Consider the following 21571-nt stretch of genomic DNA (forward strand, 5'->3'; position numbering starts at 1 on the left):
TATATATGGCGAATCCAAGGCACCACAGTCCCACAACGAAGAGGGCGTATGCCATTGGTGGCATTCCCACGTCTGACACCATTGATTGGACGATTGGTCCCGCGATCATCCCATAGCCCAAGTTGCTCAAGATCTTAACCGAAAGAGCCAGGCGGACTTTCCAGTCCCTTAGCTCACGCTCCGCCTCTCCCATGCGAGTTCCATTCCGGTGCAACTGGTTAATATAGGGCCCGACAGACTTCTTAGCGCAAGTGTTGAACGGAACATGGCCGATAGGCAGATCGTTGGCGACGTGCCGTCGCGGAATTCAATCCGCTTGCGCATTTGTGGTCACCAGTTGCCAGTTCGCGGGTGATGACAGCGTCAAGCTGTGGGACCTAGGATCGAACCAGAGGGAAACAGTAGAGAGGGCCACAAAGGACACGAAGGTGTCGGCCGCCTCGCCTTTGTGTCCTTCGCGCCCCTTTGTGTGCTTCGTGTCGCCCTTTAACGGCGCCGCGGCGCGCAGGACGTCAGTCGCCAGTCTTCAAACCTACTCCGTCACCCTGGGCCCTGGGCCCTGTGCCCAGGATCCCTGCCGACGCTTGCGCCCGCCCCGGGCAGGGACCCTCGGGACAAGCCCGAGGGTGACGACTGGAAAGACGCGCCGCTCCGACTGAAAACTCCACCCCTGAACGGTTGCCACAGGCCCCCCACTCCGCATACTCCGCGCCAAAGTCGATCAAGGGAGTAGCGCCGTGAGTGATGGCGAGATTTTTCCGGTTCCCGAGGCCTGGGCCAAGCGGACGCACATGGACGCGGCCGCCTATGAGGCCGCCTGCCGGCGCGCAGACCAGGACCCGGACGGCTACTGGCGCGACGTGGCCGCCCGCCTGGACTGGTCCAAGCCCTTCACCACCGTCAAGGACGTCTCGTTCAATGCGTCCGACTTCCGCATCAACTGGTTCGCCGATGGCGAGCTGAACGTCAGCGTCAACTGCCTCGACCGGCATCTGCCGGAGCGCGCCGACCAGGCGGCGATCATCTGGGAGAGCGACGACCCGGAGATCCACAACACCCTGACCTACGCCCAGCTGCACGAGCAGGTGTGCCGCATGGCCAATGTGCTGAAGGCCAAGGGGGTCAAGAAGGGCGACCGGGTCACCATCTATCTGCCGATGATCCCGGCCGCGGCCGTGGCCATGCTGGCCTGTTCGCGGATCGGGGCGGTGCATTCGGTGGTGTTCGGCGGCTTTTCCCCCGACAGCCTGGCCGGCCGCATCCAGGACTGCGACTCCCGCATCGTCATCACGGCCGACGAGGGACTGCGCGGCGGCAAGACCGTGCCCCTGAAGGCCAATGTGGATGCGGCGCTGAAGTCGTGCCCGGACGTCACCGACGTGATCGTCGTGCGGCGCACCAAGGCCGCGGTGAACATGGTCGAGGGTCGCGACGCCTTCTATTCGGATCTGAAGGGGCAGGTTTCGGCCGATTGCCCGCCCGAGCCGATGAACGCCGAGGACCCGCTGTTCATCCTCTATACGTCCGGGTCGACGGGGAAGCCCAAGGGGGTGCTGCACACCACCGGCGGCTATCTGACCTGGGCGGCCCACACCCATGAGCTGGTGTTCGACTATCGCCCCGGCGAGGTCTTCTGGTGCACCGCCGATGTGGGCTGGGTCACCGGCCACTCCTATGTGGTCTATGGCCCGCTGGCCAATGCGGCCACCACGGTGATGTTCGAGGGCGTGCCCACCTGGCCGGACAATTCCCGCTTCTGGCAGGTGGTCGACAAGCACAAGGTGGAGATCTTCTACACCGCGCCGACGGCCATCCGCGCCTTGATGCGCGACGGCGACGAGCCGGTGACGAAGACCAGCCGCAAGTCCCTGCGCCTGCTGGGCACGGTGGGCGAGCCGATCAATCCCGAGGCCTGGCTCTGGTACCATCGGGTGGTGGGCGAGGGCCGATGCCCCATCGTCGACACCTATTGGCAGACCGAGACCGGCGCCTGCCTGGCCACCCCCCTGCCCGGCGCCACGCCCGCCAAGCCTGGCTCCTGCGCCAAGCCCCTGCCCGGCGTGAAGTTCCAGCTGGTGGACGCCGACGGCAAGGTGCTGGACGGCGCGACCAGCGGCAATCTGTGTCTCACCGACTCCTGGCCCGGCCAGATGCGCACGGTCTATGGGGACCATGAGCGCTTCATCCAGACCTATTTCACCACCTATCCCGGCAAGTACTTCACCGGCGACGGCTGCCGCCGGGACGAGGACGGCTATTACTGGATCACCGGCCGGGTGGACGATGTGATCAACGTCTCAGGCCACCGCCTGGGCACGGCCGAGATCGAGAGCGCCCTGGTGGGCCACGAGGCGGTCGCCGAGGCCGCCGTGGTCGGCTATCCCCACGACATCAAGGGCCAGGGCATCTACGCCTTCGTCACCCTGAAGTCGGACGTGGAGATGACCGACATCCTGCAGGCCGACATCAAGGGCTGGGTCCGCCGGGAGATCGGCGCCTTCGCCGCCCTCGACGCCCTGCAGTTCGCGCCGGCCCTGCCCAAGACCCGCTCGGGCAAGATCATGCGCCGCATCCTGCGCAAGATCGCCGAGAACCAGACCGACCAGCTGGGCGACACCTCGACCCTGGCCGAACCTGGGGTGGTGGACGACCTCGTCGCCAACCGCGTCGCGGTTTGAGCCCCGACCTTCCCGGGCCCCTGCGCGGGGCCATCGAAGCGCGGCTCGAAGGCGTCTCGCGCCGGGACCTGGCCGAACGGGCGGCGAGGGTCTCGGCCGCCTATCGCGGCGGCGCAGGCTCGGCGGGCGTGGTGCTGACGCCGGACGATGCGCTCGCCTATGCCCTGGCCCGCCTGCCGGCCACCTACGCCGCCGACATGGCCGCCTTCTCGGCTGCGGCCGAGGCCTGCCCCGGCTTTGCGCCGGCCACCCTGCTGGACGCGGGCGCCGGGCCGGGCACCGCCAGCTGGGCGGCCCTGGAAGTCTGGCCCCAGATCGAGGCGGCCCTGCTGCTGGACGAAAGCGGCCCCTTCCTGGATCTTGCCCGGATCCTCGGCGAGGCGGGCCCCCCGGTGCTGGCGGGCGCCGAGCGGCGCCGCGCGAACCTGACGGCCGCCCAGGCCGAGGCCTGGCCGCGGGCCGAGCTGGTCGTGGCCTCCTATGTCCTGGCCGAAATCCCGGGGCCGGCCCAAGGGCCGCTGGTCGATCGCCTGTGGGACGCCTGCGAGGGCCTGCTGGTGCTGGTGGAGCCGGGCACGCCGGCCGGCTACCAGCGCATCCTGGCCGCCCGCACCCAGCTGATCGCGGCTGTGGGGCGGCTGGCCGGACCCTGCCCCCACGCCCAGGCCTGTCCGCTGATCCAGCCCGACTGGTGCCACTTCGTCCAGCGCCTGCCCCGCTCGCGCGACCACCGCCTGGCCAAGGGCGCCGAGGTCCCGTTCGAGGACGAGAAGTTTATCTGGATCGCCGCGGCGCGGCCGGGCGTCGCCATCGCCCCCTTCTCGGCCCGGGTGCTCAGCCCGCCGCGCCAGGCCAAGCCCGGGATCGACCTCAAGCTCTGTGTCGAGACCGGCATGCTCGAACAGCGTTTCGTCCCGCGCCGCGACAAGCCGGCGTTTGCGAAGGCCAGGCGCCTGGACTGGGGCGACGCGCTCTAAGGCGCCGCGGCGCCGCATTTGCTGGCGTTTGAGGCCTGCCTGGTCGGCTTTCGCCGAAAACGGGCCTATTCGAGCGAACCCGGTTCATTTTGGGACTCGCTTCAGGGTAGGTTTGCCCCTATGGGGTGACATCGACGGGGGCGGGCGCGTCAGGGAGCTGAACGTGCTGAAGTTGCGTCGCGTATTCGACATCGAGCATCACCATTATCTGGCGGGTTTCCAGGTCTTCCTGGTGGCCCTGCTGGCCGGCGGCCTCGCCATGGCTGCGCCCTATATCGGCCAGGAACGCCCCGAACTGCGGGTGGCCAAGGTGACCTCCGGCCAGATGGACGCCGTGGCCTTCGCCCGTCTGACGAGCGCCATGGACCCGGCCATGCTGAGCGTGGCCGACCGGTTCGCACCGGCCCCCATCTCCCTGGCCTTCGGCCACATCAATCGCGCCACCGGCGTCATGGAAGGCGTCGATGGCGCGCCCGAACCCGCCATCCTGCGCCTGCAGGACATGGATGAGGCCCAGGCGCGGCTGTGGAATGCGGCCAACCCCACATCGACCCTGCCCAATCCGGCCGCCCGGCCCTTCCGCATTTCCGGCGGCGCCTCGCATCAGGCCCGCGCCCTCGATTGCCTGGCCGCCGCCATCTATTACGAGGCCCGCTACGAGTCCGTGGACGGCCAGCGGGCCGTGGCCCAGGTGGTCCTGAACCGGGTGCGCCATCCGGCCTATCCGGCCTCGGTCTGCGGCGTGGTCTTCCAGGGCTCCGAACGCACCACCGGCTGCCAGTTCACCTTCACCTGCGACGGGGCGCTGGCCCGCGCGCCGGACCCCGACGGCTGGATGCGGTCGCGCCAGATCGCCGAGGCGGCCCTGTCGGGCTATGTGATGAAGGAGGTCGGCAACGCCACCCACTATCACGCCAGCTATGTGGCCCCGTACTGGAGCCCGAGCCTGATGAAGGTGGCCACGGTCGGCGCGCACATCTTCTCTCGCTGGATGGGCGGCTGGGGCCTGCCGGGCGCCTTTGGCGGCGCCTATAGCGGCGACGAGTCGGTCGGCTTCCGGGTCGCCGCCCTCAATCGCCTCTCGGGACCTGGCGAGGTTCAGATGGTGTCTCTGGCCGAGGCGGTCGCCGCCGTGGGCGCGACCCAGGTGGGCGGCGACGCCGCCGAGGGCGAAGGCGCGCATATCCAGGTCGTCGAGGTGGCCACCATCAACCACGACCTGGTGACCGAGCCCCAGGCCGTGGTGGCCCAGGCCGAGGGCCTGGTGCCCGCCGAAGAGCTGGACTGGGCCGGCAGGGTCAAGCCCCGTGCGCCGGCCCGCCTGGCCATGCCCACCAGCAGCTTCTAAAGCCTCAGCCGGCGAGCAGCGGATTCTGCTCGGCGGTGAAGGCGGCCACATCCTCCAGCAGGCCATCGGCGGCCATGCGCACCAGTTCGCCGCCCTTTTCCGGCGTCGCCTGGGCGGGGTCTGACCCCATGCGGCCGTCGGGATAGCGGGCGCGGAAATCCAGGGCCTCGCGGATCGGACCGGTGGGGGCGATCTTGGGCGAATACTCGGCCGTCTTGATCGAGTCCGGATAGGCCCACTGGGTCACCGCGATCTCGGACGGCGTCGCATGACCCCCATGGCCGACGGGAAACTGGCTGGTGGCCAGGCCCATGACGCCCTTCAGCTCCCACCAGTTCTTCAACTTGCAGGAAAAGCCCCGGGGCTTTCCGGCGAAGCTCGCCTCGGCATAGAGCTCGGAGAAGGCCGCCTCGATGGTGGCGACATTGCCCCCGTGGCCGTTCAGGAAATAGAGCCGCTCGAAGCCGTGGGCCGAGAGCGACCGGCACCAGTCGCCAATGGCGGCGATAAAGGTCGAAGGGCGCAGGGAGATCGTGCCCGGGAAGCCCAGATGGTGCTGGGCCATGCCGATATTGAAGGTCGGGGCCACCAGGATGTCGCCGCTCTTCTGCGCCTCATGGGCGATGATCTCCGGGCACAGCCAGTCGGTGCCCAACAGGCCGGTGGGGCCGTGCTGCTCGTTGGAGCCGATGGGGATGACCACGGTCCGCGACCGGTTCAGGAAGCCTTCGACCTCGGCCCAGGTGGACATGTGAAGCAGCATGGCAGGGGTCTCCGCGGTCAGTTGCCGTGTCGGTGTCAATTCGACATAGGCGTTTCACGCAGGAGAGGTAACCCCCGCCACGGCTTCAGATTCCGGCGTACCATTCATAGCCGCGGTCTTCCCAGAATCCGCCCTGGCCGCCGGCGATCTGGGCGAAGCTTTCAACCGCCTCGATCCGCATCACATATTTGGCGTGCTTGTAGCCCAGCTGGCGCTCCACCCGCAGGCGCAGGGGCGCCCCGTGCGCCACTGGCAGGACCTGACCGTTCATCTCGTAGGCCAGGATGGTCTGCTCGTGGAAGGCGTCGACCAGGTCGATGCTCTCATAATAGAGGCCGCGGTCGCCGGCGGCGTTGGGGTCCAGCCGGTCGGCGCAATGGAAGACGATGTAGCGCGCCTGGGGCTTGAGGCCCGCCTCGTCCAGCAGGGCCGAGAGCCGCGCCCCGGTCCACTGGCCGATGCTGCTCCAGCCCTCGACACAGTCGTGGCGGGTGATCTGGGTGCGGGCCGGCCGGGCGCGCAGGTCATCCAGGCTGAGCGCCAAGGGGCGCTCCACTAGGCCGTCGATCTGCAGGCGCCAGTTGGCGAAGCCGGCTTCGACCATCGCCCGATACGCCGGCTCGCCGGGATTACGTGTCCCGTTGGCGCGAAAATCCGGCGAGATGTCCTTGGGCTCGAACTCATGGGCGAGCGCCGTGCGGGACAGGATCAGCCGCTGAGCGGCCTGGGTCAGGCCCTCGGCGCGGGCCAACCCCGCCTTGACCGTGGCGTTGCGGTTGATCTGGTCGCACCCGGCCAGGGTAAGGCCCAGCAGGCTGGCGCCCAGACCCGAGAGCAAGCTGCGGCGGTGTGGCGTCGGCGAGGTCATGACGGGTCTCCATCCAGACGAGATGGGCCGGCGCGTCCGGTGATCATGGCCCGGATCTGGCCGAGGGGGCCTGAGGCCAGCACCATGGCCAGGTGGACGACCACGAAGGCGACGATCAGGCTGGCGGTGATGAAGTGGATGGTGCGGGCCGACTGACGGCCGCCAAAGATCTCGAAGGTCCAGGGCCAGGCGGCGTTGACGCCCGGCGACATGCCCAGGCCCGACAGGACCATCAGCGGCAACAGGACGAAGATCACCGCCAGATAGGCCAGCTTCTGCAGGCTGTTATAGCCGTGCGCCGCCGCGCCCTTCGGAAAGCGCAGCCGGGCGTGCGCCACGATCTCGTCCCACAGGTGGCGCGGCGAAAGCTCAGGCCGCCGGGGCGCCAGGTCGCGGCGGAAATGCCCCGAGACCAGGCCCCAGGCCAGATAGATCAGCCCATTGGCGACCAGCACCCAGGCGAAGAAGAAGTGCCAGCGCCGGCCGTCGGCCAGGGAGCGATAGCTGGGCAGGGTGGCCCAGGCGGGAAAGCCCCGCCGCTCCCCGTTCGACAGGCCAAGCAGGCCCGTGGTCTCGATCCTGATCGGCCCGACCTTGGTGAATCCCGCCCACCGATCGCCCTGACGCTCGGCGGTCATGGCCGCCCAGGGCTCGGCGAAGGTCGAGGTGTGGCCCCAATAGAGGGCCGGATGGGCGTTGAAGATCTGCAGCCCGCTGCCCAGCAGGACGAAGAGCGCAACCACATTGATCCAGTGGGTCAGTCGTACGGGCAGGCTGTGGCGGCGGCGATCAGAGGCGGCGGTGTGGGGTGTCGGCTCGTCCATGCGCATCGGTCCTGGTCCGCCCCCGACAGTCTAGCTCTGGGATCTGGTCGGGAACAGGCCCGCCGCCCCATGCGCTCTGCCTTCATACGCAAACCCAGGAGGCTCAGATGTCTGGACCCGATACGAAACATCGCACCCCGGTGGAAAACCCGCCGCCCGAAGCGCCCGTCCGCAGCCAGGATGAGCAGATCGAACGCACCGGCCGCGGCCCCGAAGTGACCGGTGGAACCGAACAGGCGCCCAAGACCCCGGGCGAAGGCGACAACAAGGCCTGAGGGCCGACCAAAGGGGGCGCCGAGCGTTGCCGTCGGCGCGCGGGCGCCCCTAAGGTCTCCGCCGCCCGCTGGGGCGCAGTGACGGGGGGATGCGACATGGCCTGGAACAGCGGAACCGAAATCTGGGTGGGGGGCGTCAACACCTGGGAATGCGATGAGATGGGCCATCTCAACGTGCGCCACTGGGTGGCCAAGTCCATGGAGGCCCTGGCCGGCCTGGCCGCGGCGCTCGGCATGCCCGACGCCTTCTCGCCGCTGGCCCAATCGACCCTGATCGTGCGCGAGCAGCACATTCGGTTTCTGCGGGAGGCCAAGCCCGGGGCGGCGCTCACCGCCCGCGGCGGGGTGGTGGCCATGGGCGAGGACGAGGCCCGGCTGCTCATCGTCATCCTGCATCCCGACGGGACCCCGGCGGCGACCTTCCAGACCGTGGTGCGCCACGTCACCGCCGACGGCGCCCGGGCCTTCCCCTGGCCCCGGCGGATCGTCGAGGCCGCCCAGGCCCTGCAGGTGGACATCCCCGACTTCGCAGCCCCCCGCTCGATCACCCTTGGCCCGATCGGCGAGAGCCAGGGCAGCCTGGAAAAGGCGCAGGCCATGGATTTGAAACGCATCGGCCTGGGCGTCATCGGCGCCCCCGATTGCGACGGCTTTGGCCGCATGCGCACCGAAATCCTGATGGGCAAGATTTCCGACGGAATCCTGCACCTGCTGGGCCCTGACCGGGGCCTGGCCGAGCCGGCGGTCGAGGGCGGGCCGGCGCCACGGATCGGCGGCGCGGCGCTGGAATACCGTCTGGTGCATTTCGCCTGGCCGCGGATCGGCGACCGCTTCGAGCTGCGCTCGGCCACCGCCCATGTGGAAGAGCGGTTCCGTCTGCTGCGCCACTGGATGATCGATCCCGTCAGCGGCCGCCCCTGGGCCAGCGCCGAGAATGTGGCGGTCGGCTTCGATCTCGACGCCCGTAAAGTGGTGCGCCTTGCGCCCGCCACGGTGGAGGCCCTGCGGGCCACGGCCCGCCCGGAGATGGCGCTTTAAGCAGCGACCTCGCCCACCGCCTGGGCCAGCGCCTCGCGGACCAGGTCCGGGCGCTCCATCGGCAGGAAGTGGCTGGTCCCGGGCACGGTCTCGATCCGGTACCGGCCCGTGGCGGTTAGGTTCTCGATGTGGTCGTCGATCCGGCAGGTGGAGCCCTGCTCGGCCCGGAAAATCCGCACCGGGCGAGGACAGGTCTGCGCCGCGGCCCAGGCCTGGCCGTCATAGACCGAGAAGTTCGAGGCCTCCCAGGCGGGCGCGCAGGCCAGCTCCACCCGGCCATCCTCCAGATCGCGGAAGCCTGCGGCCACATAGTCGGCCAGCTGTTCGCCCGACCAGGTCTTGAAGGCGCCCCGGCCCTGGTAGGCGGCCAAGGCGGCCTCGCGGCTGTCGAACACCGGCCGCCGCCGCAGGGCGCCCTGGACCAGGGGCCACTGGGCCAGGTCGACGGGCGCAAGCTCGGTCCGGTCGGGGCTGAGCACGGGGTCGAACAGCACCAGACGGGCGATCCGCGCCGGGTCCTCGGCTGCGGCCATCAGGCTGGTGGTCGCCCCCATGGAATGCCCCGCCACCACCACGGGTCTTGAGGCCACATGCGGCAGCAGGGCCAGCAGGTCGTCGCGATACTCCGCCCAGCCCGGCCGGTTCTCCAGCACGGTGGGCAGGGTCGTGGCGCCATGGCCCCGCAGGTCGATGGCCAGGATGCGCAAGGTCGTGGCCAGAGGCGCCAGGATGGTCCGGTAGGTCTGGGCGTTGAAGCCGTTGGCGTGACAGAAGATGAGATCCAGATCCCGCTCGGCCGGGCCGAACTCCAGCGCCGCCATTTCCCCGCCCCGGCTGGGCAGGGGAAACCGGCGGACCCGCGGCGTCGCATCGACCATTCCATCCATCGGCGGATCCTTAGTCCAAAGCCATCGTCGGCGCCGTGAAGCTGGGTCAGGGCGCGAAGGCTCCATATATCCTGTCTGACCCCTGACCCAAGGAGAGGTTCGCCATGGCCATCGCCACCATCGGCTATGAGGGCAAGACCCAGGCCCAGATGATCGCGGAGCTCAAGGCCGCCGGCGTCGAGCTGGTGGTCGATGTCCGCGCCGTGGCCGCCTCGCGCCGGCCGGGTTTCTCCAAGACCATATTGGGCGCCAGCCTCGAGGCCGAAGGCATCGGCTATGAGCACCTGCGGGGCCTGGGCACGCCGAAGGCCGGCCGCGACGCCGCCCGCGCGGGCCGCATCGCCGAGATGCGCGGCATCTTCGAAGCGCACCTGGCCGAACCCCAGGCCGTGACGCAGCTGGCCCGCGCCCAGGAACTGGCCAGTAACAAGAAGATCGCGCTCCTCTGTTTCGAGGCCCGCGCCTGCGACTGCCACCGGGCCATCGTCGCCGAACGCCTCTGCGAGGCCCTGGACCAGCCGGTGGAAGATCTCTGAAGGGCTTGGCCTTCCCCCGCGTCAGGGCTGATGATGGGGCAAACACCCCAACAAGCTCAGGGATACGCCATGACCGCCGCCCATCTGCACGACGCCGACGCCATTCCGGCCCTCGGTCCCTGGACCTGTTTCGATGTGGAGATCGAGGCGGGCGTGGCCCATATCCGGCTCAAGCGGCCCGAGGCCTATAACAGCATGATCCGGGATTTCTGGAACGAGCTGCCGGTGATCGTGCGCGACATCAACGACAATGTCCGGGCCCGCTGCATCGTCATTTCGTCGACGGGCAAGCACTTCTCCGCCGGCATGGACCTGGCGGTGTTCGGCGGCGGCGGGACCTCGGCGGCCGATGGCGGCGCCGCGCCCGACCGCTTTATCGCCGCCGAGGGCCAGCGCCACCATATCCGCTGGCTGCAGGACTGCTTCTCCTGCCTGGACGAGGCCCGCATGCCGGTGCTGGTGGCCATCCAGGGGGGCTGCATCGGCGGGGCCATGGATATGACCAGCGCCTGCGACATCCGCTACGCCACCGAGGACGCCTTCTTCTGCGTGCAGGAGATCAATATCGGCATGACCGCCGACGTCGGCACCTTCCCGCGGCTGTGCAAGCTGATCCCCGAGGGCTGGGTCCGCGAGTTGGCCTATACCGGCCGCCGCCTGCCCGCCCAGCGGGCCAAGGAGATCGGCCTGGTCAATGAGGTCTTCCCGACCCACGAGGCCCTGCTCGACCACGTGATGGCCACGGCCCGCGAGATCGCCGAGAAGTCGCCCCTGGCGGTGACCGGCTCGAAGGTGATGATCAACTACGCCCGGGACCACACCATCGCCGATGGCCTGGACTATATCGCCGTCTGGCAGACCGGCATGTTCGCGGGCTCCCACATGGGCGAGGCCTTCAAGGCCAAGGCCGAGAAGCGGCCGGCCGACTTCCCCGACCTGCGGCCCCTGCGGCACGAGATGTAGGGGACCTCAGAGGACCAGTTCGGCGCCGCGCAGGTCGGCGCCGGACAGCTTCGCCCCGGAGAGATCGGCCTCCAGGAAGCGGGCGCGCCGGGCGTTGGCGCCGGTGAGGTCGGCATAGCGCAGGATCGCCCGGTTCAGGTCGGTGCGCAGCAGCCGCCCCTCGGCAATCTCCAGCGGCCCCAGGCGGGCCTCGCGCAGATCGGCGCGGATCAGATTGGCCCCGGTCAGCCTGGCCCCCCGCAGATCGGCGCCCCGCAGATTGGCCTTGCGCAGGTCGCAGCCCGAGAGGTCGGCGCCCTGCAACTGGACGCCCTCCATATCCATGTCGAAGAAGATCGAGCCGGCGGCGGCCAGCCCGCTCAGCCGGCGGCGGCGCAGGGTGCGCAGGCCGCGGAAATCCACCTCCGCCGCCGCGGCGGCCTTGCCCCGCGCCCCCTGGCTGTCGCAGAAGGCCTCGTGGTCGGCGACGAGGTCGTAGAGCGGCACGTCGTCCACATAGAAGATCGCCGCCGGCGCCCGCAGCACCTCGCTGAGATCGACCTGGTTGAGACCGGCGGAGCCGAGATTGACGCCAGCCACCACCGCCCCGCGCAGGGAGGCGCCGGTGAGGTCGGCCCCGTCGATCTGAGCGCCGGAGAGGTCGGCTCCGTCCAGCCGGGCGCCGGCCATCCGCGCGCCCACCAGGATCGCCCCGGTCAGGCTGGCGTCGGTGCAGTCGACCGCCGTCACCACATCGCGCAGATTGGCGCCGGCCACGACGGCGTATTCCAGATTTCCGGCCCGCTCGCCCGGCGTGATGACCCGAAACCCGTCCTGACGGTCCTGCATGGCGATGCGCCCTTCGCGCAGGTCGCACTCGGCCATGTCGGCGCCGGAAAGGTTGGCGCCCCGCAGGCTGGACCCACGAAGATCGGCCCTGGCCAGCCTTGCGCCGCGCAGGTCGGCGTCCCGCAGGTCGGCGCCAAACAGGATGGAGCGGCTGAGTTCGGCCTGGGCCAGGATCGCGCCGCTGAGGCGCGCGCCGGTCAGATCCGCCTCGGTGAGCAGGGCGCCTTCCAGGTTCCAGTCGGAGAGATCGGCCCGGATCAGGCTGGCCCGGCGTCCGCCCTTCAGACCCCGCACATAGCGGGCGTGCGCCTCCAGGGCGGCGCGGATGTCGTCCGCCGTATGGCGGACCAGGTGGGAAGGCGCGGCTTGGGCGGACATGCTTGGCTTTCAGCTCAAGCCGTCAACTTGGCCGCGGCGCCTTTAAGGAAGGGTTTGCGGCGCGACCTTGGGCCGCACCCTATTCCTGGGCGCCGGAAGCCCCGCCGCCCTGGCCGGCGGCCTGGAGAAGGCTGGCGATTCGGTCGGTGGCGTCGGCGGCCTGACTCAGCATGTGCAGCGGGCCCGACCCGGGACGCACGGCGGCCACCATCTGATTGGCGGCCGACTGGGCCACGGTGACGGCGGTGTTCTGGGCCGTGGTGAAGCCCGTCTTGGTGAGGGTTGCGGCCGTGGCGTCCTGATAGATGAAGCCGTGGACCGGATAGGTGGTCGAGCCCAGATCGCCGATGGAATCGTACCAGACCTTGACCTGGCTCCAGTCGCCGGAGGGCGAGACATCGATCACGGTGACGTCGCGCTCGATCTGACCGCGGGTTCCGTTGATTCGCGACCAGTTGGCGTGGTTGATCTGGATGACCCGCTCGGTCAGCACCTGGCTGACCACGGCCACGTGGCCCAGGCGCATCTTGCCGGTGGGCTTGAAGCAGAGCACCGCGCCGGCCTGGGGGGTGTTGCCGGTGTCGTACTTGCCGGCCGCCTGCTTCCACCAGGTCCAGGCGTCGCCAAAGATCTGCACGCCCGAAATCATCCGGGCGAAGGGCACGCATTGCCAGTAGGTGTCGGCGAAGGCCGAGCTTGCGGGCGCCAGGGCCATGACCGCAGCCGCGGTGATGGAACCAAGGACGATGCGTGTCCGTTTGATCATGTTGGGCGTACTCCCATGACGCGAACTGCGGTCATGGATAGTTTCGCCTCACGAGAATGAAAAGAGGGTTTATGCGCCTGCAACCTTTGGCGCCCGCCCTTTCCACATCTCTGCCCACAGCTTCATGTGCGTTCGGGCCGGTTTCTCGATCAGGTGGTATGAGATGGCCGCCAGTGGAACCACGCCCACCAGGAAGACACACCACAGGGGCCAGGGCAGTTGCCCGCTTTCAAGCTTGAGCAGGCTGGTTGCCCCGTTCACGAATACAATCTTCCACGGCACGCAGACCATGTAGATCGAATAGCTGATCTCACCCAGATAGATCAGGGGACGCGCGCTGAGCACGCTGGAACCGGCCTGAGCCATGCGGGCCAGGTAGAAGATCAGGCCCCCGGTGGCCAGGACGATAATCGTGTCGGACATGGCCGTGGCCGCTGCAATCAGGGCGACGGCGCCTGAAATTATGGCGCCGGCCAGGGCGCCCTTGCGGCCGGGACCCGCCCGTTCACGCCACAGACTGTGAAGAGCGCACCCCAGGGCGAAGCAGGGCACGATGCGCAGAGCGCCCCAGCGGATGGTCGCCAGGGTCAGGGGATGACCGGCCCAGGCCTCGAAGCCCGCATAGAGCACCGCCATGAAGATCGCCGCCAGGGCCACAGCCACCAGCGGCCGGGCCTTCAGGGCCAGCGCGGCCCAGGCGAACAGGGGGAAGGTCAGATAGGCGAACCACTCGGCCGAGATCGACCAGGACGGATGGTTCCAGCCCGCCTGCGGCGCCAGGCCCCAGGCCTGCACCAGCAGCAGATTGGCCGGCAGCGACTCCCAGGACAGGATGTTGGGGTCGACCGCAAAGCCGGCCGCCGTGGCGCCCGCCGCCAGCACGCCCATGCCGATCAGGGTGGCCAGATGCAGCGGATAGACCCGCGCCAGCCGCGCCCAGAGGAAGCTCCCATAGGTGAAGCGGCCGGTCTCCACCTCGCTGCGATAGACGTGGCAGAGGATGAAGCCCGAGAGGATGAAGAACAGCTCCACCCCCAGATAGCCCTTGGCCACGAACAACGGGGTCCCCGCGGTCGCCAGGGCCGGCCAGTAGTGGAAGAGCACCACCCAGAAGGCGGCGAAGAACCGCAGGGAGGTGAGCGGGCGGATATGCTGGGCGTCCGTCATGGGTCGAAGGCTTTCTGGCGCGACGTTTCGCCCTAGTCTGGCGCAGGAAGCCTCACCATCGCGTTAGCGCTGGAGCGCGATCCACGTTCGGCTAGAAGGTCGTTACGGGAGCAACGGAGAATCACCCCCGATGGACAGTCTCATGGCCCTCATGGCCGATCCGGCCGCCTGGGCCGCCCTCATCGCCCTGGTGGTGATGGAGGTCGTGCTCGGCATCGACAACCTCGTCTTCATTTCCATCCTCTCCAACAAGCTGCCCGAGGAGCAGCGTAGCAAGGCGCGCAGGATCGGCATCGCGCTCGCCCTGATCATGCGTCTGGCCCTGCTCTCGACCATCGCCTTCCTGGTCGGCCTGACCCAGCCGGTCTTCAGCCTGCCCTTCCAGGGGCCGGTGGATCCCGTTCATGGCGTGCCGATGTTCGAGATGGACTTCTCCTGGCGCGATCTGATCCTGATCGCCGGCGGCCTGTTCCTCCTGTGGAAGGCGACCACCGAAATCCATGAAAAGGTGGACGTCGACAGCACCCACGGGGTTCTGGACGTCAAGGCCCGCGTGGCGGCCAACTTCGGCGCCGTGATCGTGCAGATCCTGTTGCTGGACCTGGTCTTCTCGGTGGACTCTATCCTGACCGCCGTGGGCATGACCGACCATCTGCCGATCATGATCATCGCCGTGGTCGTGGCCGTCGCCGTGATGCTGCTGGCGGCCGATCCCCTGGCCAACTTCATCAACAACAACCCGACCGTGGTCATGCTGGCCCTGGGCTTCCTGTTGATGATCGGCGTCACCCTGATCGCCGACGGCTTCGGCTTCCATGTGCCCAAGGGCTACATCTACGCCGCCATGGCCTTCTCGGGCCTGGTGGAGGGGCTGAACATGGCCTCGCGAAATGCGGCCAAGCGGAAAGAGGCGAAAGCCGCATCAGGGCATGCATCGCCCGCCGGTTCTGATAACGTCTGAGGATTAACCCCGCCTCGGGGCGCTTCGCGGCGCGCCGGGGCGGACTCAGACATTTAGAAAAACCGGAGTGGGCGGCGTTTTTTCGCGTCGCGCAGATCCGCATAATTTGGCGGCGCTCGAACGCCGCTTTGGAAACGCCGCGTTGCAAGAGCCCCAAGTTTTTAACGAGGCCGATCGCCGCCTCACGCTTATCTCGGTCCTGATCGTCTTCCTGCTGAGCGCCATGAGCCAGACCGTGGTGGCCACGGCCATGCCGCGGATCGTCTCGGACCTGTCAGGCCTCCACCTCTACGCCTGGGCGACCACGGCCTATCTGCTGGCCTCGACCGTCATGGTGCCCATCTGGGGCAAGCTCGGCGACATCTATGGCCGCAAGCCCATCCTGCTGACCGGCATTGGCATCTTCCTTGGGGGCTCGTGGCTGGCCGGCCTGGCCGGGGAGTTCGGCGACCTGCCCCTACTGGGCGGCGGCATGGTCCAGCTGATCACCGCCCGCGCCATCCAGGGGATCGGCGGCGGCGCCCTCTTCACCATCGCCTTCGCCATCATCGCCGACCTCTACGCCCCGCGGGAGCGGGCCCAGTTCTCCGGCCTGTTCGGGGCGGTGTTCGGGGTGGCCAGCATCTTCGGCCCCGTCATCGGCGGCTTCTTCACCGATCACGGAACGGTCGAGCTGGCCGGCCATGTGATCGAGGGCTGGCGCTGGGTCTTCTATGTCAACGTGCCCTTCGCGCTCGCCGCCGTGGCCATGATCCTGATCAAGATGCCGGCCCTGCCGCCCCGGGGCGAGGGACGGATCGACTTCGTCGGCGCGGCCCTCATCGTCGTCGGCTTCACCACCCTGCTCCTGGCCATCACCTGGGGCGGACGGGACTACGGCTGGGGCTCGCCCATGATCCTTGGCCTGCTGGCCACGGCCGGCGTCAGCCTGGTCGCCTTCTTCTTCGTCCAGAAGGCGGTGTGGGACCCGATCCTGCCGCTGGAGATGTTCCAGAACCGGACCTTCAACACCGCCAACGGCGCGGCCTTCGTCTATTCCATGGCCTTCATGGGGGTGACCTCCTTCCTGCCCCTCTACATGCAGGTGGGCCAGGGCGTGCCGGCCACCCGCAGCGGCCTGACCATGCTGGCCCTGATGGTCGGCCTGGTGGCGTCCTCCACCCTCAACGGCCGGCTGGTCACCAAGACGGGCGTCTACAAGCCCTTCATGATCGGCGGCGGCGCCGTCTTGATCCTCGGGGTCTTTTCCCTGTGCTTCATCGGTCCCGACACCGCCACCCTGGACCTCGCCTGGCGCCTGCTGATCGTCGGGATCGGCCTTGGCCCCGGCCAGAGCCTGTTCAGCCTGGCGGTGCAGAACGCCGTGCCCATGCACCAGCTCGGCGTGGCCACCAGTTCGGGCCAGTTCGTCCGCCAGATCGGCTCGACCATGGGGGTGGCCCTGTTCGGCGCCATCCTCACCTGGGGCCTGACCGCCGAGCTTGGGCGGCTGTCGGCCGCCAATCCGGCCGTCCAGATGGAGACCCTGGAGCTCTCGGACCTGCAGCAGATGGCCATGGAGCGGGACGCCGACCCCAGCCAGGCCGCCGCCCGGGCCGCCGATCCGGTCACCCGAGCCGCCGACCAGATCATCCGCCAGAGCCTGTCCACCGCCGTGGTCTACGGCATCATGTTCAGCCTGGGGATGCTGCTGATCGGGTTCGTGCTGATGCTGATGATCCCCGGCGTCCCCCTGAAGGACAGCCATACGCCGGCCCCGCCCAAGCCCGCCGAGGTGGAGGCCTGAGGCGCTGACGCCCTCAGTCCTCGGCCACCTCGGGCAGCAGCACGGCGAAGTGGTCCTCCACCGCGCGGTAGCATTCGCAGCAGGCGTCTTCGAGACCGTCGCGGTCGAGGATCTCCACATGGCCATGGTGCTGGCGGATCAGACCCCGGTGCTCGAGCGCCTTGGCGACGCCGGACACGGTGGTGCGCTGCACCCCCAGCATCTCGGCCAGGGACTGCTGGGTCAGGCGGATCACATTGGACTCCGCCCGGTCATGGGTCGACAGCAGCCAGCGGCAGGCGCGCTGCTCCACCGGATGCAGGGCGTTGCACAGCACCGACTGCATCACCTGGGCCAGCAGGCTGTCGGCATAGCGCGAGAACAGGTCCGAGATTTCCGAATGCCGCCGCTTGGTGGATTCCAGGACTTCGGTGGCGATGGCCATGGCCGGGCCGGCCACCTGCACCACGGCGCGGGAGAAGGCGGGCTTGTTTCCGGCGCTGACAATGCCGCCGGCGGCGCCTTCGCGGCCGATGCTGGCGGCCTCGACCTCGCGGCCGTCCCGGGTGACCAGGACCAGCGAGATGATCGCCGGGCCGGCCGGCAGGTGCGTGGTCTCCACGTCATCGCCCGGCTCGAACAGCACCCGCCCCCGCTCCAGGGTGATGGGCCGCAGGTGGGGCGCAAGCTCTCGCAGCACGGCCGGCGGCAGGGCGGCCAGCAGCCGATTGCCGCGAAGGGCGGAAAGGTCTGACGCCGCCGCCGGACGGCGGGGGTCGGGACTGGACTGGCCCATGGACATGGGAACGGGCGCCTCAGATCGGCAGGGAGGAGAGTAGGAACCCTATCAGGCCTAGCGCCTGGGACCCAGCCTGTCCGTCGGCTCCCCGACCTCCCGGCCAAGCTTGCCGCACGCGCGTTTCCCTTCAGAGGAAGCTGTAGGGATCGACGTCGATCGCCACCCGCACAGAGCCCGGCGGCCTCACCCGCGCCCGCCAGGCGGCCAGATAGGCCGAGATGTCCACATTGCGGTCGGCCCGCACCAGGAACCGCTTGCGGCGGCGTCCGCGGATCAGGGCCAGGGGCGCATCGGCCGGGCCATAGACCTCGACGCCCTCGGCGTTGGGGGCGCTGGCGGCCATGGCCTGGACGAAGGCCTCCAACGCCTGCGGGTTCTCGCTGGAGACGATGACCGCGCCCAGGCGGCCAAAGGGCGGCAGACCGGCCAGCTCCCGCTCGGCCATTTCGGCGGCCACGAAGGCGTCACGGTCCTGGGCGGCCAGGGCCTGCATCACCGCATGATCGGGCGCATAGGTCTGCAACAGGGCGCGGCCTGGCCGATCATGCCGGCCCGCGCGGCCCGTGGCCTGGGCCAGCAGCTGATAGGTCCGCTCGGCGGCCCGCAGGTCCCCGCCCCGCAGGCCGAGGTCGGCGTCCACCACGCCCACCAGGGTCAGATTGGGGAAGTTGTGACCTTTGGCCGCAGCCTGGGTGGCCACCAGAATGTCGATCTCGCCCGCGGCCATGGACTCCACCAGCCGGCGGGCGGCCTGGGCGTCGAACACGGTGTCGGAGGAAAACACCGCCACCCGGGCCTCGGGGAACAGGGCGCGGGCCTCCTCCTCCACCCGCTCCACCCCTGGTCCCACCGAGACCAGGCTGTCGATGGCCCCGCAATGGGGACAGGCCTTGGGCTTGGCCATGGAGAAGCCCGTCAGGTGGCAGACCAGCCGACCGGTATAGCGATGCTCCACCAGCCAGGAATCGGTGTCCGGCGCCGTCAGCCGCTCGCCGCAGGCCCGGCAGAGCACCAGGGGCGCATAGCCCCGGCGGTTGAGGAACAAGAGCGCCTGTTCGCCGCGGGCCAGGGTCTCGGTCACCGCCTCGACCAGGGGCGGCGACAGCCAGCGCCCATGCTCCAGCGGAACCTCGCGCAGGTCGATCAGGTCGATCTCCGGCAAGATCGCAGCCCCGTGACGGGCCGACAACCTCAGCCAGCGATAGCGGCCGGTCTCGGCGTTGCGCAGGGATTCCAGGGACGGCGTGGCCGAGGCCAGGATGACGGCGGCGGCCTCCATCTTGCCCCGCACCACGGCCAGGTCCCGGGCCTGATAGATGAAGCCCTCCTCCTGTTTGAACGAGGTGTCGTGCTCTTCGTCCACCACGATCAGCTTGAGGTTCGTAAACGGCAGGAACAGGGCCGAACGGGCGCCGACCACGATGGGGCAGGCGCCGGTGGCCACCGCCTCCCAGACCCTGCGCCGGGCGGGCGGGGCGACGCCGGAATGCCATTCGGCGGGCATGGCGCCGAACCGCTCGGCGAAACGGGCCAGCACCGCCTGGGTCAGCGCGATCTCCGGCAGCAGCACCAGCACCTGGGCTGAGGGATCGGCGGCCAGGGCCGCGGCCACGGCCTCGAGATAAACCTCGGTCTTCCCCGAGCCGGTCACCCCGTCCAGCAGAGCGACATTGAAGCCCCCCTCGCCCATCATGGCGGTCAGCGCCTGGGTCGCAGCGGCCTGGCTGGGATTGAGCGGGCTGCGTGGGCGCGAAAGATCGGGCGTCGGAAAGGCCACGGGCGCCGGCGCCAGACGCACGGCGAGCACGCCCTCGTCGATCAGCCCCTTCACCACCCCGGCGGACACCTCGGCCCGGCGGGCGAGGTCGGCCGGCGCGCCGGAAAATCCCTCCAGCGCGGCCAGCACCTTTTCCCGGGCGGGCGTCACGCGGACCGGCGCGGCGCCGGTGGCGACCACCTGCTTTTCCGGTCTCGCCTTGGGCGCGCGGGCGCCGCGCAGGGCGATGGCCAGCGGCTGGCCCGGTGCATCGACGGCGTAGCGGGCGGCCCACTGGATGAACTCCAGGGTCTTCGGCGGCAGGGGCGGATCGTCCAGCCGCTGCTCCAGGGGTTTCAGCGGCCGGTTGCCGCCGGCGGCTTCGCGCAGGCCGGTGACCACGCCGCGCAGGGTGCGGGGACCTAGCGGGGCCGCCACCTGGTCGCCGACCTCCAGCCCCATGCCGTCGGGCTCGGCATAGTCGAAGGCCTCGGGCAGAGGCATGGGCAGCAGGACCGAGGCGATGCGGCTCATGACCCGACAGGCCCCGAAACTGTCATGCGCTCAGGGTGGCGAGGACTCCGCACAGGCGCTACACACCGCCATCCACTGCGCAGGGAGGCCCAGGCCATGCAGATCTTTCTCGACACCACCGACACGGCCGTCCTGAAGGACCTGGCCTCCACCGGACTGGTGGACGGCGTCACCACCAATCCGTCGCTGATCGCCAAGTCGGGCCGTCCCATGCTGGAGGTCATCGCTGAGATTTGCGACCTCGTCGAGGGGCCGGTGAGCGCCGAGGTCGCCGCCGTCGAGCTTGAGGCCATGCTGGCCGAGGGCCGCAAGCTGGCCGGCGTCGCCCCCAATGTGGTGGTCAAGCTGCCCCTGACGCGGGCTGGCCTCACCGCCACGGGCGAGCTTTCCCGCGAGGGGATCCAGACCAATGTCACCCTGTGCTTCTCCGCGGCCCAGGCCCTGATGGCCGCCAAGGCCGGCGCCACCTACATCTCGCCCTTCATCGGCCGCCTGGACGACCATGGCGCCGACGGCATGGAGCTGATCACCGAGATCCGCGCCATCTATGACAACTATGATTTCGACACCGAGATCCTGGCCGCCTCGGTGCGCCACCCCGCCCACGTCACCGCCTCGGCCCTGGCCGGCGCCGACTGTGCGACCATTCCACCCTCGGTCTTCCTCGACCTGTTCAAGCACCCGTTAACCGAGAAGGGTCTTGATCAGTTCATGAGCGACTGGGCCAAGACCGGCCAGTCGATCCTCTAGAGGACAGGGACGGCGCGCATGGACGGGACCAGCATCGACGGGGCGATGAGCGCCCACGAGGCCAAGGACGAGGTCCGCCGCTTCCTCCTGGAGAACCCCGGCGTCCTGCTGGACGATCCCGACCTGCTGGCCCAGTTGGGCCTGCAGACCCTGCCGGACAATGTGGTGGCCTTCGGACCTGCGGCCCTGGCCCGGGTCCATGCCGCGCACCGTAAAGAGTCGGCCGTTCGGCGACGGCTGGAATCCACCGCCCGGGCCAATTTCGCCGCCCAGGCCCACACCCACGGGGCGGTCATCGACCTGCTGGAGGCCCGCAACCACGCCGATCTGGCGCGGCGGGTGGACGACCTGGCCCAGCTGCGCTTCGCGCTCGCCAGCGGCGTCGTGGCCCTTGAAGGACCCGAGCGGACCCCGGCCGGCTGGCGGCCCCTGGTCGAGGGCCAGGTGGACATGATCCTGGGAGGACACCAGAAACTGACGCGCATGGGCTTCTGGGCGCCGGCGCTCGGCCTGTTCGGGGACCGAGCCGAAGAGGTTAAGTCCATGGCCCTGGTGCGCCTGGCCATGTGGGAACCGGCCCGCGAAGGCATCGTCGCCTTCGGCTCGTCGGATCCCGACGGCTTCACCGAGGACATGGGCGCCGAGCTGGTGGCCTTCCTGGCCCGGGTGATCGAGCGCACGGCGGAGCGTTGGCCGGTCCTGTGAGCCCC

Annotated in this window: 20 protein-coding genes; 11 read left to right on the forward strand and 9 right to left on the reverse strand. The window is 69.2% G+C overall.

The features are described from left to right. Positions 1 to 737: 737 nt before the first annotated feature. The 3 genes from acs to Q8L83_RS00420 all read left to right on the forward strand — a co-directional run bounded on the left by acs (position 738) and on the right by Q8L83_RS00420 (position 5003). Positions 738 to 2678 (forward strand): acetate--CoA ligase, encoded by a 1941-nt coding sequence (acs, locus tag Q8L83_RS00410; protein WP_305284130.1) that lies wholly within the window; start codon positions 738 to 740, stop codon positions 2676 to 2678. Beyond that, positions 2675 to 3655, forward strand: coding sequence for a small ribosomal subunit Rsm22 family protein (locus tag Q8L83_RS00415; protein ID WP_305284131.1), 981 nt, complete (start codon positions 2675 to 2677; stop codon positions 3653 to 3655). Before acs ends, Q8L83_RS00415 begins: the two co-directional genes overlap by 4 nt. A gap of 163 nt (positions 3656 to 3818) precedes the next feature. Continuing rightward, positions 3819 to 5003: a cell wall hydrolase gene (locus Q8L83_RS00420; protein ID WP_305284132.1), complete on the forward strand. Its 1185-nt coding sequence runs from the start codon at positions 3819 to 3821 to the stop codon at positions 5001 to 5003. 4 nt (positions 5004 to 5007) lie between these two features. On the opposite strand, the gene Q8L83_RS00425 is transcribed toward Q8L83_RS00420, so the two are convergent. From Q8L83_RS00425 to Q8L83_RS00435, 3 genes are all read right to left on the reverse strand, one after another. Beyond that, positions 5008 to 5766 carry a creatininase family protein gene (locus tag Q8L83_RS00425; protein WP_305284133.1) on the reverse strand — a complete coding sequence of 253 codons (759 nt, stop codon included), beginning with the start codon at positions 5764 to 5766 and terminating at the stop codon, positions 5008 to 5010. 85 nt (positions 5767 to 5851) lie between these two features. Further along, the gene (locus Q8L83_RS00430) at positions 5852 to 6634 is read right to left on the reverse strand and encodes a molybdopterin-binding protein (protein ID WP_305284134.1); all 783 of its coding nucleotides are present in this window, start codon (positions 6632 to 6634) and stop codon (positions 5852 to 5854) included. Next, the gene (locus Q8L83_RS00435; RefSeq protein ID WP_305284135.1) at positions 6631 to 7458 is read right to left on the reverse strand and encodes a cytochrome b/b6 domain-containing protein; all 828 of its coding nucleotides are present in this window, start codon (positions 7456 to 7458) and stop codon (positions 6631 to 6633) included. Before Q8L83_RS00435 ends, Q8L83_RS00430 begins: the two co-directional genes overlap by 4 nt. 107 nt (positions 7459 to 7565) lie before the next feature. Here Q8L83_RS00435 and Q8L83_RS00440 point away from each other — a divergent pair, with 107 nt between their 5' ends. Both Q8L83_RS00440 and Q8L83_RS00445 read left to right on the forward strand, forming a co-directional pair. Continuing rightward, positions 7566 to 7733 carry a hypothetical protein gene (locus Q8L83_RS00440; protein WP_305284136.1) on the forward strand — a complete coding sequence of 56 codons (168 nt, stop codon included), beginning with the start codon at positions 7566 to 7568 and terminating at the stop codon, positions 7731 to 7733. Between the two features lie 96 nt (positions 7734 to 7829). Beyond that, positions 7830 to 8771 (forward strand): thioesterase family protein, encoded by a 942-nt coding sequence (locus Q8L83_RS00445; protein ID WP_305284137.1) that lies wholly within the window; start codon positions 7830 to 7832, stop codon positions 8769 to 8771. Here Q8L83_RS00445 and Q8L83_RS00450 read toward each other — a convergent pair. Beyond that, the gene (locus Q8L83_RS00450; protein ID WP_305284138.1) at positions 8768 to 9658 is read right to left on the reverse strand and encodes an alpha/beta fold hydrolase; all 891 of its coding nucleotides are present in this window, start codon (positions 9656 to 9658) and stop codon (positions 8768 to 8770) included. The genes Q8L83_RS00445 and Q8L83_RS00450 overlap by 4 nt on opposite strands. 104 nt (positions 9659 to 9762) lie before the next feature. On the opposite strand from Q8L83_RS00450, the gene Q8L83_RS00455 reads away from it, so the two are divergent. Then, complete coding sequence (locus Q8L83_RS00455) at positions 9763 to 10194, forward strand: DUF488 family protein (protein ID WP_305284139.1); 432 nt, start codon at positions 9763 to 9765, stop codon at positions 10192 to 10194. A gap of 69 nt (positions 10195 to 10263) precedes the next feature. Then, complete coding sequence (locus tag Q8L83_RS00460) at positions 10264 to 11157, forward strand: crotonase/enoyl-CoA hydratase family protein (protein ID WP_305284140.1); 894 nt, start codon at positions 10264 to 10266, stop codon at positions 11155 to 11157. A gap of 6 nt (positions 11158 to 11163) precedes the next feature. On the opposite strand, the gene Q8L83_RS00465 is transcribed toward Q8L83_RS00460, so the two are convergent. From Q8L83_RS00465 to Q8L83_RS00475, 3 genes are all read right to left on the reverse strand, one after another. After that, positions 11164 to 12363 carry a pentapeptide repeat-containing protein gene (locus Q8L83_RS00465; RefSeq protein WP_305284142.1) on the reverse strand — a complete coding sequence of 400 codons (1200 nt, stop codon included), beginning with the start codon at positions 12361 to 12363 and terminating at the stop codon, positions 11164 to 11166. Between the two features lie 79 nt (positions 12364 to 12442). Further along, positions 12443 to 13129, reverse strand: a complete 687-nt coding sequence (locus Q8L83_RS00470; protein ID WP_305284143.1) for a CHAP domain-containing protein — start codon at positions 13127 to 13129, stop codon at positions 12443 to 12445. A gap of 69 nt (positions 13130 to 13198) precedes the next feature. Beyond that, positions 13199 to 14296 carry an acyltransferase gene (locus Q8L83_RS00475; RefSeq protein ID WP_305284144.1) on the reverse strand — a complete coding sequence of 366 codons (1098 nt, stop codon included), beginning with the start codon at positions 14294 to 14296 and terminating at the stop codon, positions 13199 to 13201. A 130-nt stretch (positions 14297 to 14426) separates the two neighbouring features. Between Q8L83_RS00475 and Q8L83_RS00480 the strand changes: the two genes are divergently transcribed. Together Q8L83_RS00480 and Q8L83_RS00485 are read left to right on the forward strand one after the other, a co-directional pair. Next, entirely contained in the window at positions 14427 to 15257 is an 831-nt protein-coding gene (locus Q8L83_RS00480; protein WP_305284145.1) for a TerC family protein, read from the forward strand. A gap of 142 nt (positions 15258 to 15399) precedes the next feature. Continuing rightward, positions 15400 to 17043 carry an MDR family MFS transporter gene (locus Q8L83_RS00485; protein ID WP_305284146.1) on the forward strand — a complete coding sequence of 548 codons (1644 nt, stop codon included), beginning with the start codon at positions 15400 to 15402 and terminating at the stop codon, positions 17041 to 17043. A gap of 13 nt (positions 17044 to 17056) precedes the next feature. On the opposite strand, the gene Q8L83_RS00490 is transcribed toward Q8L83_RS00485, so the two are convergent. Both Q8L83_RS00490 and Q8L83_RS00495 read right to left on the reverse strand, forming a co-directional pair. Further along, on the reverse strand, positions 17057 to 17824 hold the full coding sequence (locus tag Q8L83_RS00490) for a Crp/Fnr family transcriptional regulator (RefSeq protein WP_305284147.1): 768 nt from the start codon (positions 17822 to 17824) through the stop codon (positions 17057 to 17059). 124 nt (positions 17825 to 17948) lie between these two features. Next, a complete protein-coding gene (locus Q8L83_RS00495) occupies positions 17949 to 20111 on the reverse strand; it encodes a primosomal protein N' (protein WP_305284148.1) in 2163 nt (720 codons plus the stop codon). A gap of 96 nt (positions 20112 to 20207) precedes the next feature. Between Q8L83_RS00495 and fsa the strand changes: the two genes are divergently transcribed. Both fsa and Q8L83_RS00505 read left to right on the forward strand, forming a co-directional pair. Continuing rightward, the gene (gene fsa / locus Q8L83_RS00500) at positions 20208 to 20861 is read left to right on the forward strand and encodes a fructose-6-phosphate aldolase (protein WP_305284149.1); all 654 of its coding nucleotides are present in this window, start codon (positions 20208 to 20210) and stop codon (positions 20859 to 20861) included. A gap of 18 nt (positions 20862 to 20879) precedes the next feature. Beyond that, positions 20880 to 21566 (forward strand): DUF484 family protein, encoded by a 687-nt coding sequence (locus Q8L83_RS00505; RefSeq protein ID WP_305284150.1) that lies wholly within the window; start codon positions 20880 to 20882, stop codon positions 21564 to 21566. The last annotated feature ends 5 nt before the right edge of the window (positions 21567 to 21571 follow it).

Origin of the sequence: Phenylobacterium sp. (genome assembly GCF_030680185.1) — a bacterium.
Classification (GTDB): Bacteria; Pseudomonadota; Alphaproteobacteria; order Caulobacterales; family Caulobacteraceae; genus Phenylobacterium.

Bases quoted from the DNA above. Each gene is read 5' to 3' on its own strand.
- Q8L83_RS00425 (WP_305284133.1), bottom strand. From the start codon at position 5,766: ATGCTGCTTCACATGTCCACCTGGGCCGAGGTCGAAGGCTTCCTGAAC.
- Q8L83_RS00430 (WP_305284134.1), bottom strand. From the start codon at position 6,634: ATGACCTCGCCGACGCCACACCGCCGCAGCTTGCTCTCGGGTCTGGGC.
- Q8L83_RS00435 (WP_305284135.1), bottom strand. From the start codon at position 7,458: ATGGACGAGCCGACACCCCACACCGCCGCCTCTGATCGCCGCCGCCAC.
- Q8L83_RS00440 (WP_305284136.1), top strand. From the start codon at position 7,566: ATGTCTGGACCCGATACGAAACATCGCACCCCGGTGGAAAACCCGCCG.
- Q8L83_RS00445 (WP_305284137.1), top strand. From the start codon at position 7,830: ATGGCCTGGAACAGCGGAACCGAAATCTGGGTGGGGGGCGTCAACACC.
- Q8L83_RS00450 (WP_305284138.1), bottom strand. From the start codon at position 9,658: ATGGATGGAATGGTCGATGCGACGCCGCGGGTCCGCCGGTTTCCCCTG.
- Q8L83_RS00455 (WP_305284139.1), top strand. From the start codon at position 9,763: ATGGCCATCGCCACCATCGGCTATGAGGGCAAGACCCAGGCCCAGATG.
- Q8L83_RS00460 (WP_305284140.1), top strand. From the start codon at position 10,264: ATGACCGCCGCCCATCTGCACGACGCCGACGCCATTCCGGCCCTCGGT.
- Q8L83_RS00465 (WP_305284142.1), bottom strand. From the start codon at position 12,363: ATGTCCGCCCAAGCCGCGCCTTCCCACCTGGTCCGCCATACGGCGGAC.
- Q8L83_RS00470 (WP_305284143.1), bottom strand. From the start codon at position 13,129: ATGATCAAACGGACACGCATCGTCCTTGGTTCCATCACCGCGGCTGCG.
- Q8L83_RS00475 (WP_305284144.1), bottom strand. From the start codon at position 14,296: ATGACGGACGCCCAGCATATCCGCCCGCTCACCTCCCTGCGGTTCTTC.
- Q8L83_RS00480 (WP_305284145.1), top strand. From the start codon at position 14,427: ATGGACAGTCTCATGGCCCTCATGGCCGATCCGGCCGCCTGGGCCGCC.
- Q8L83_RS00490 (WP_305284147.1), bottom strand. From the start codon at position 17,824: ATGTCCATGGGCCAGTCCAGTCCCGACCCCCGCCGTCCGGCGGCGGCG.
- Q8L83_RS00495 (WP_305284148.1), bottom strand. From the start codon at position 20,111: ATGAGCCGCATCGCCTCGGTCCTGCTGCCCATGCCTCTGCCCGAGGCC.
- fsa (WP_305284149.1), top strand. From the start codon at position 20,208: ATGCAGATCTTTCTCGACACCACCGACACGGCCGTCCTGAAGGACCTG.
- Q8L83_RS00505 (WP_305284150.1), top strand. From the start codon at position 20,880: ATGGACGGGACCAGCATCGACGGGGCGATGAGCGCCCACGAGGCCAAG.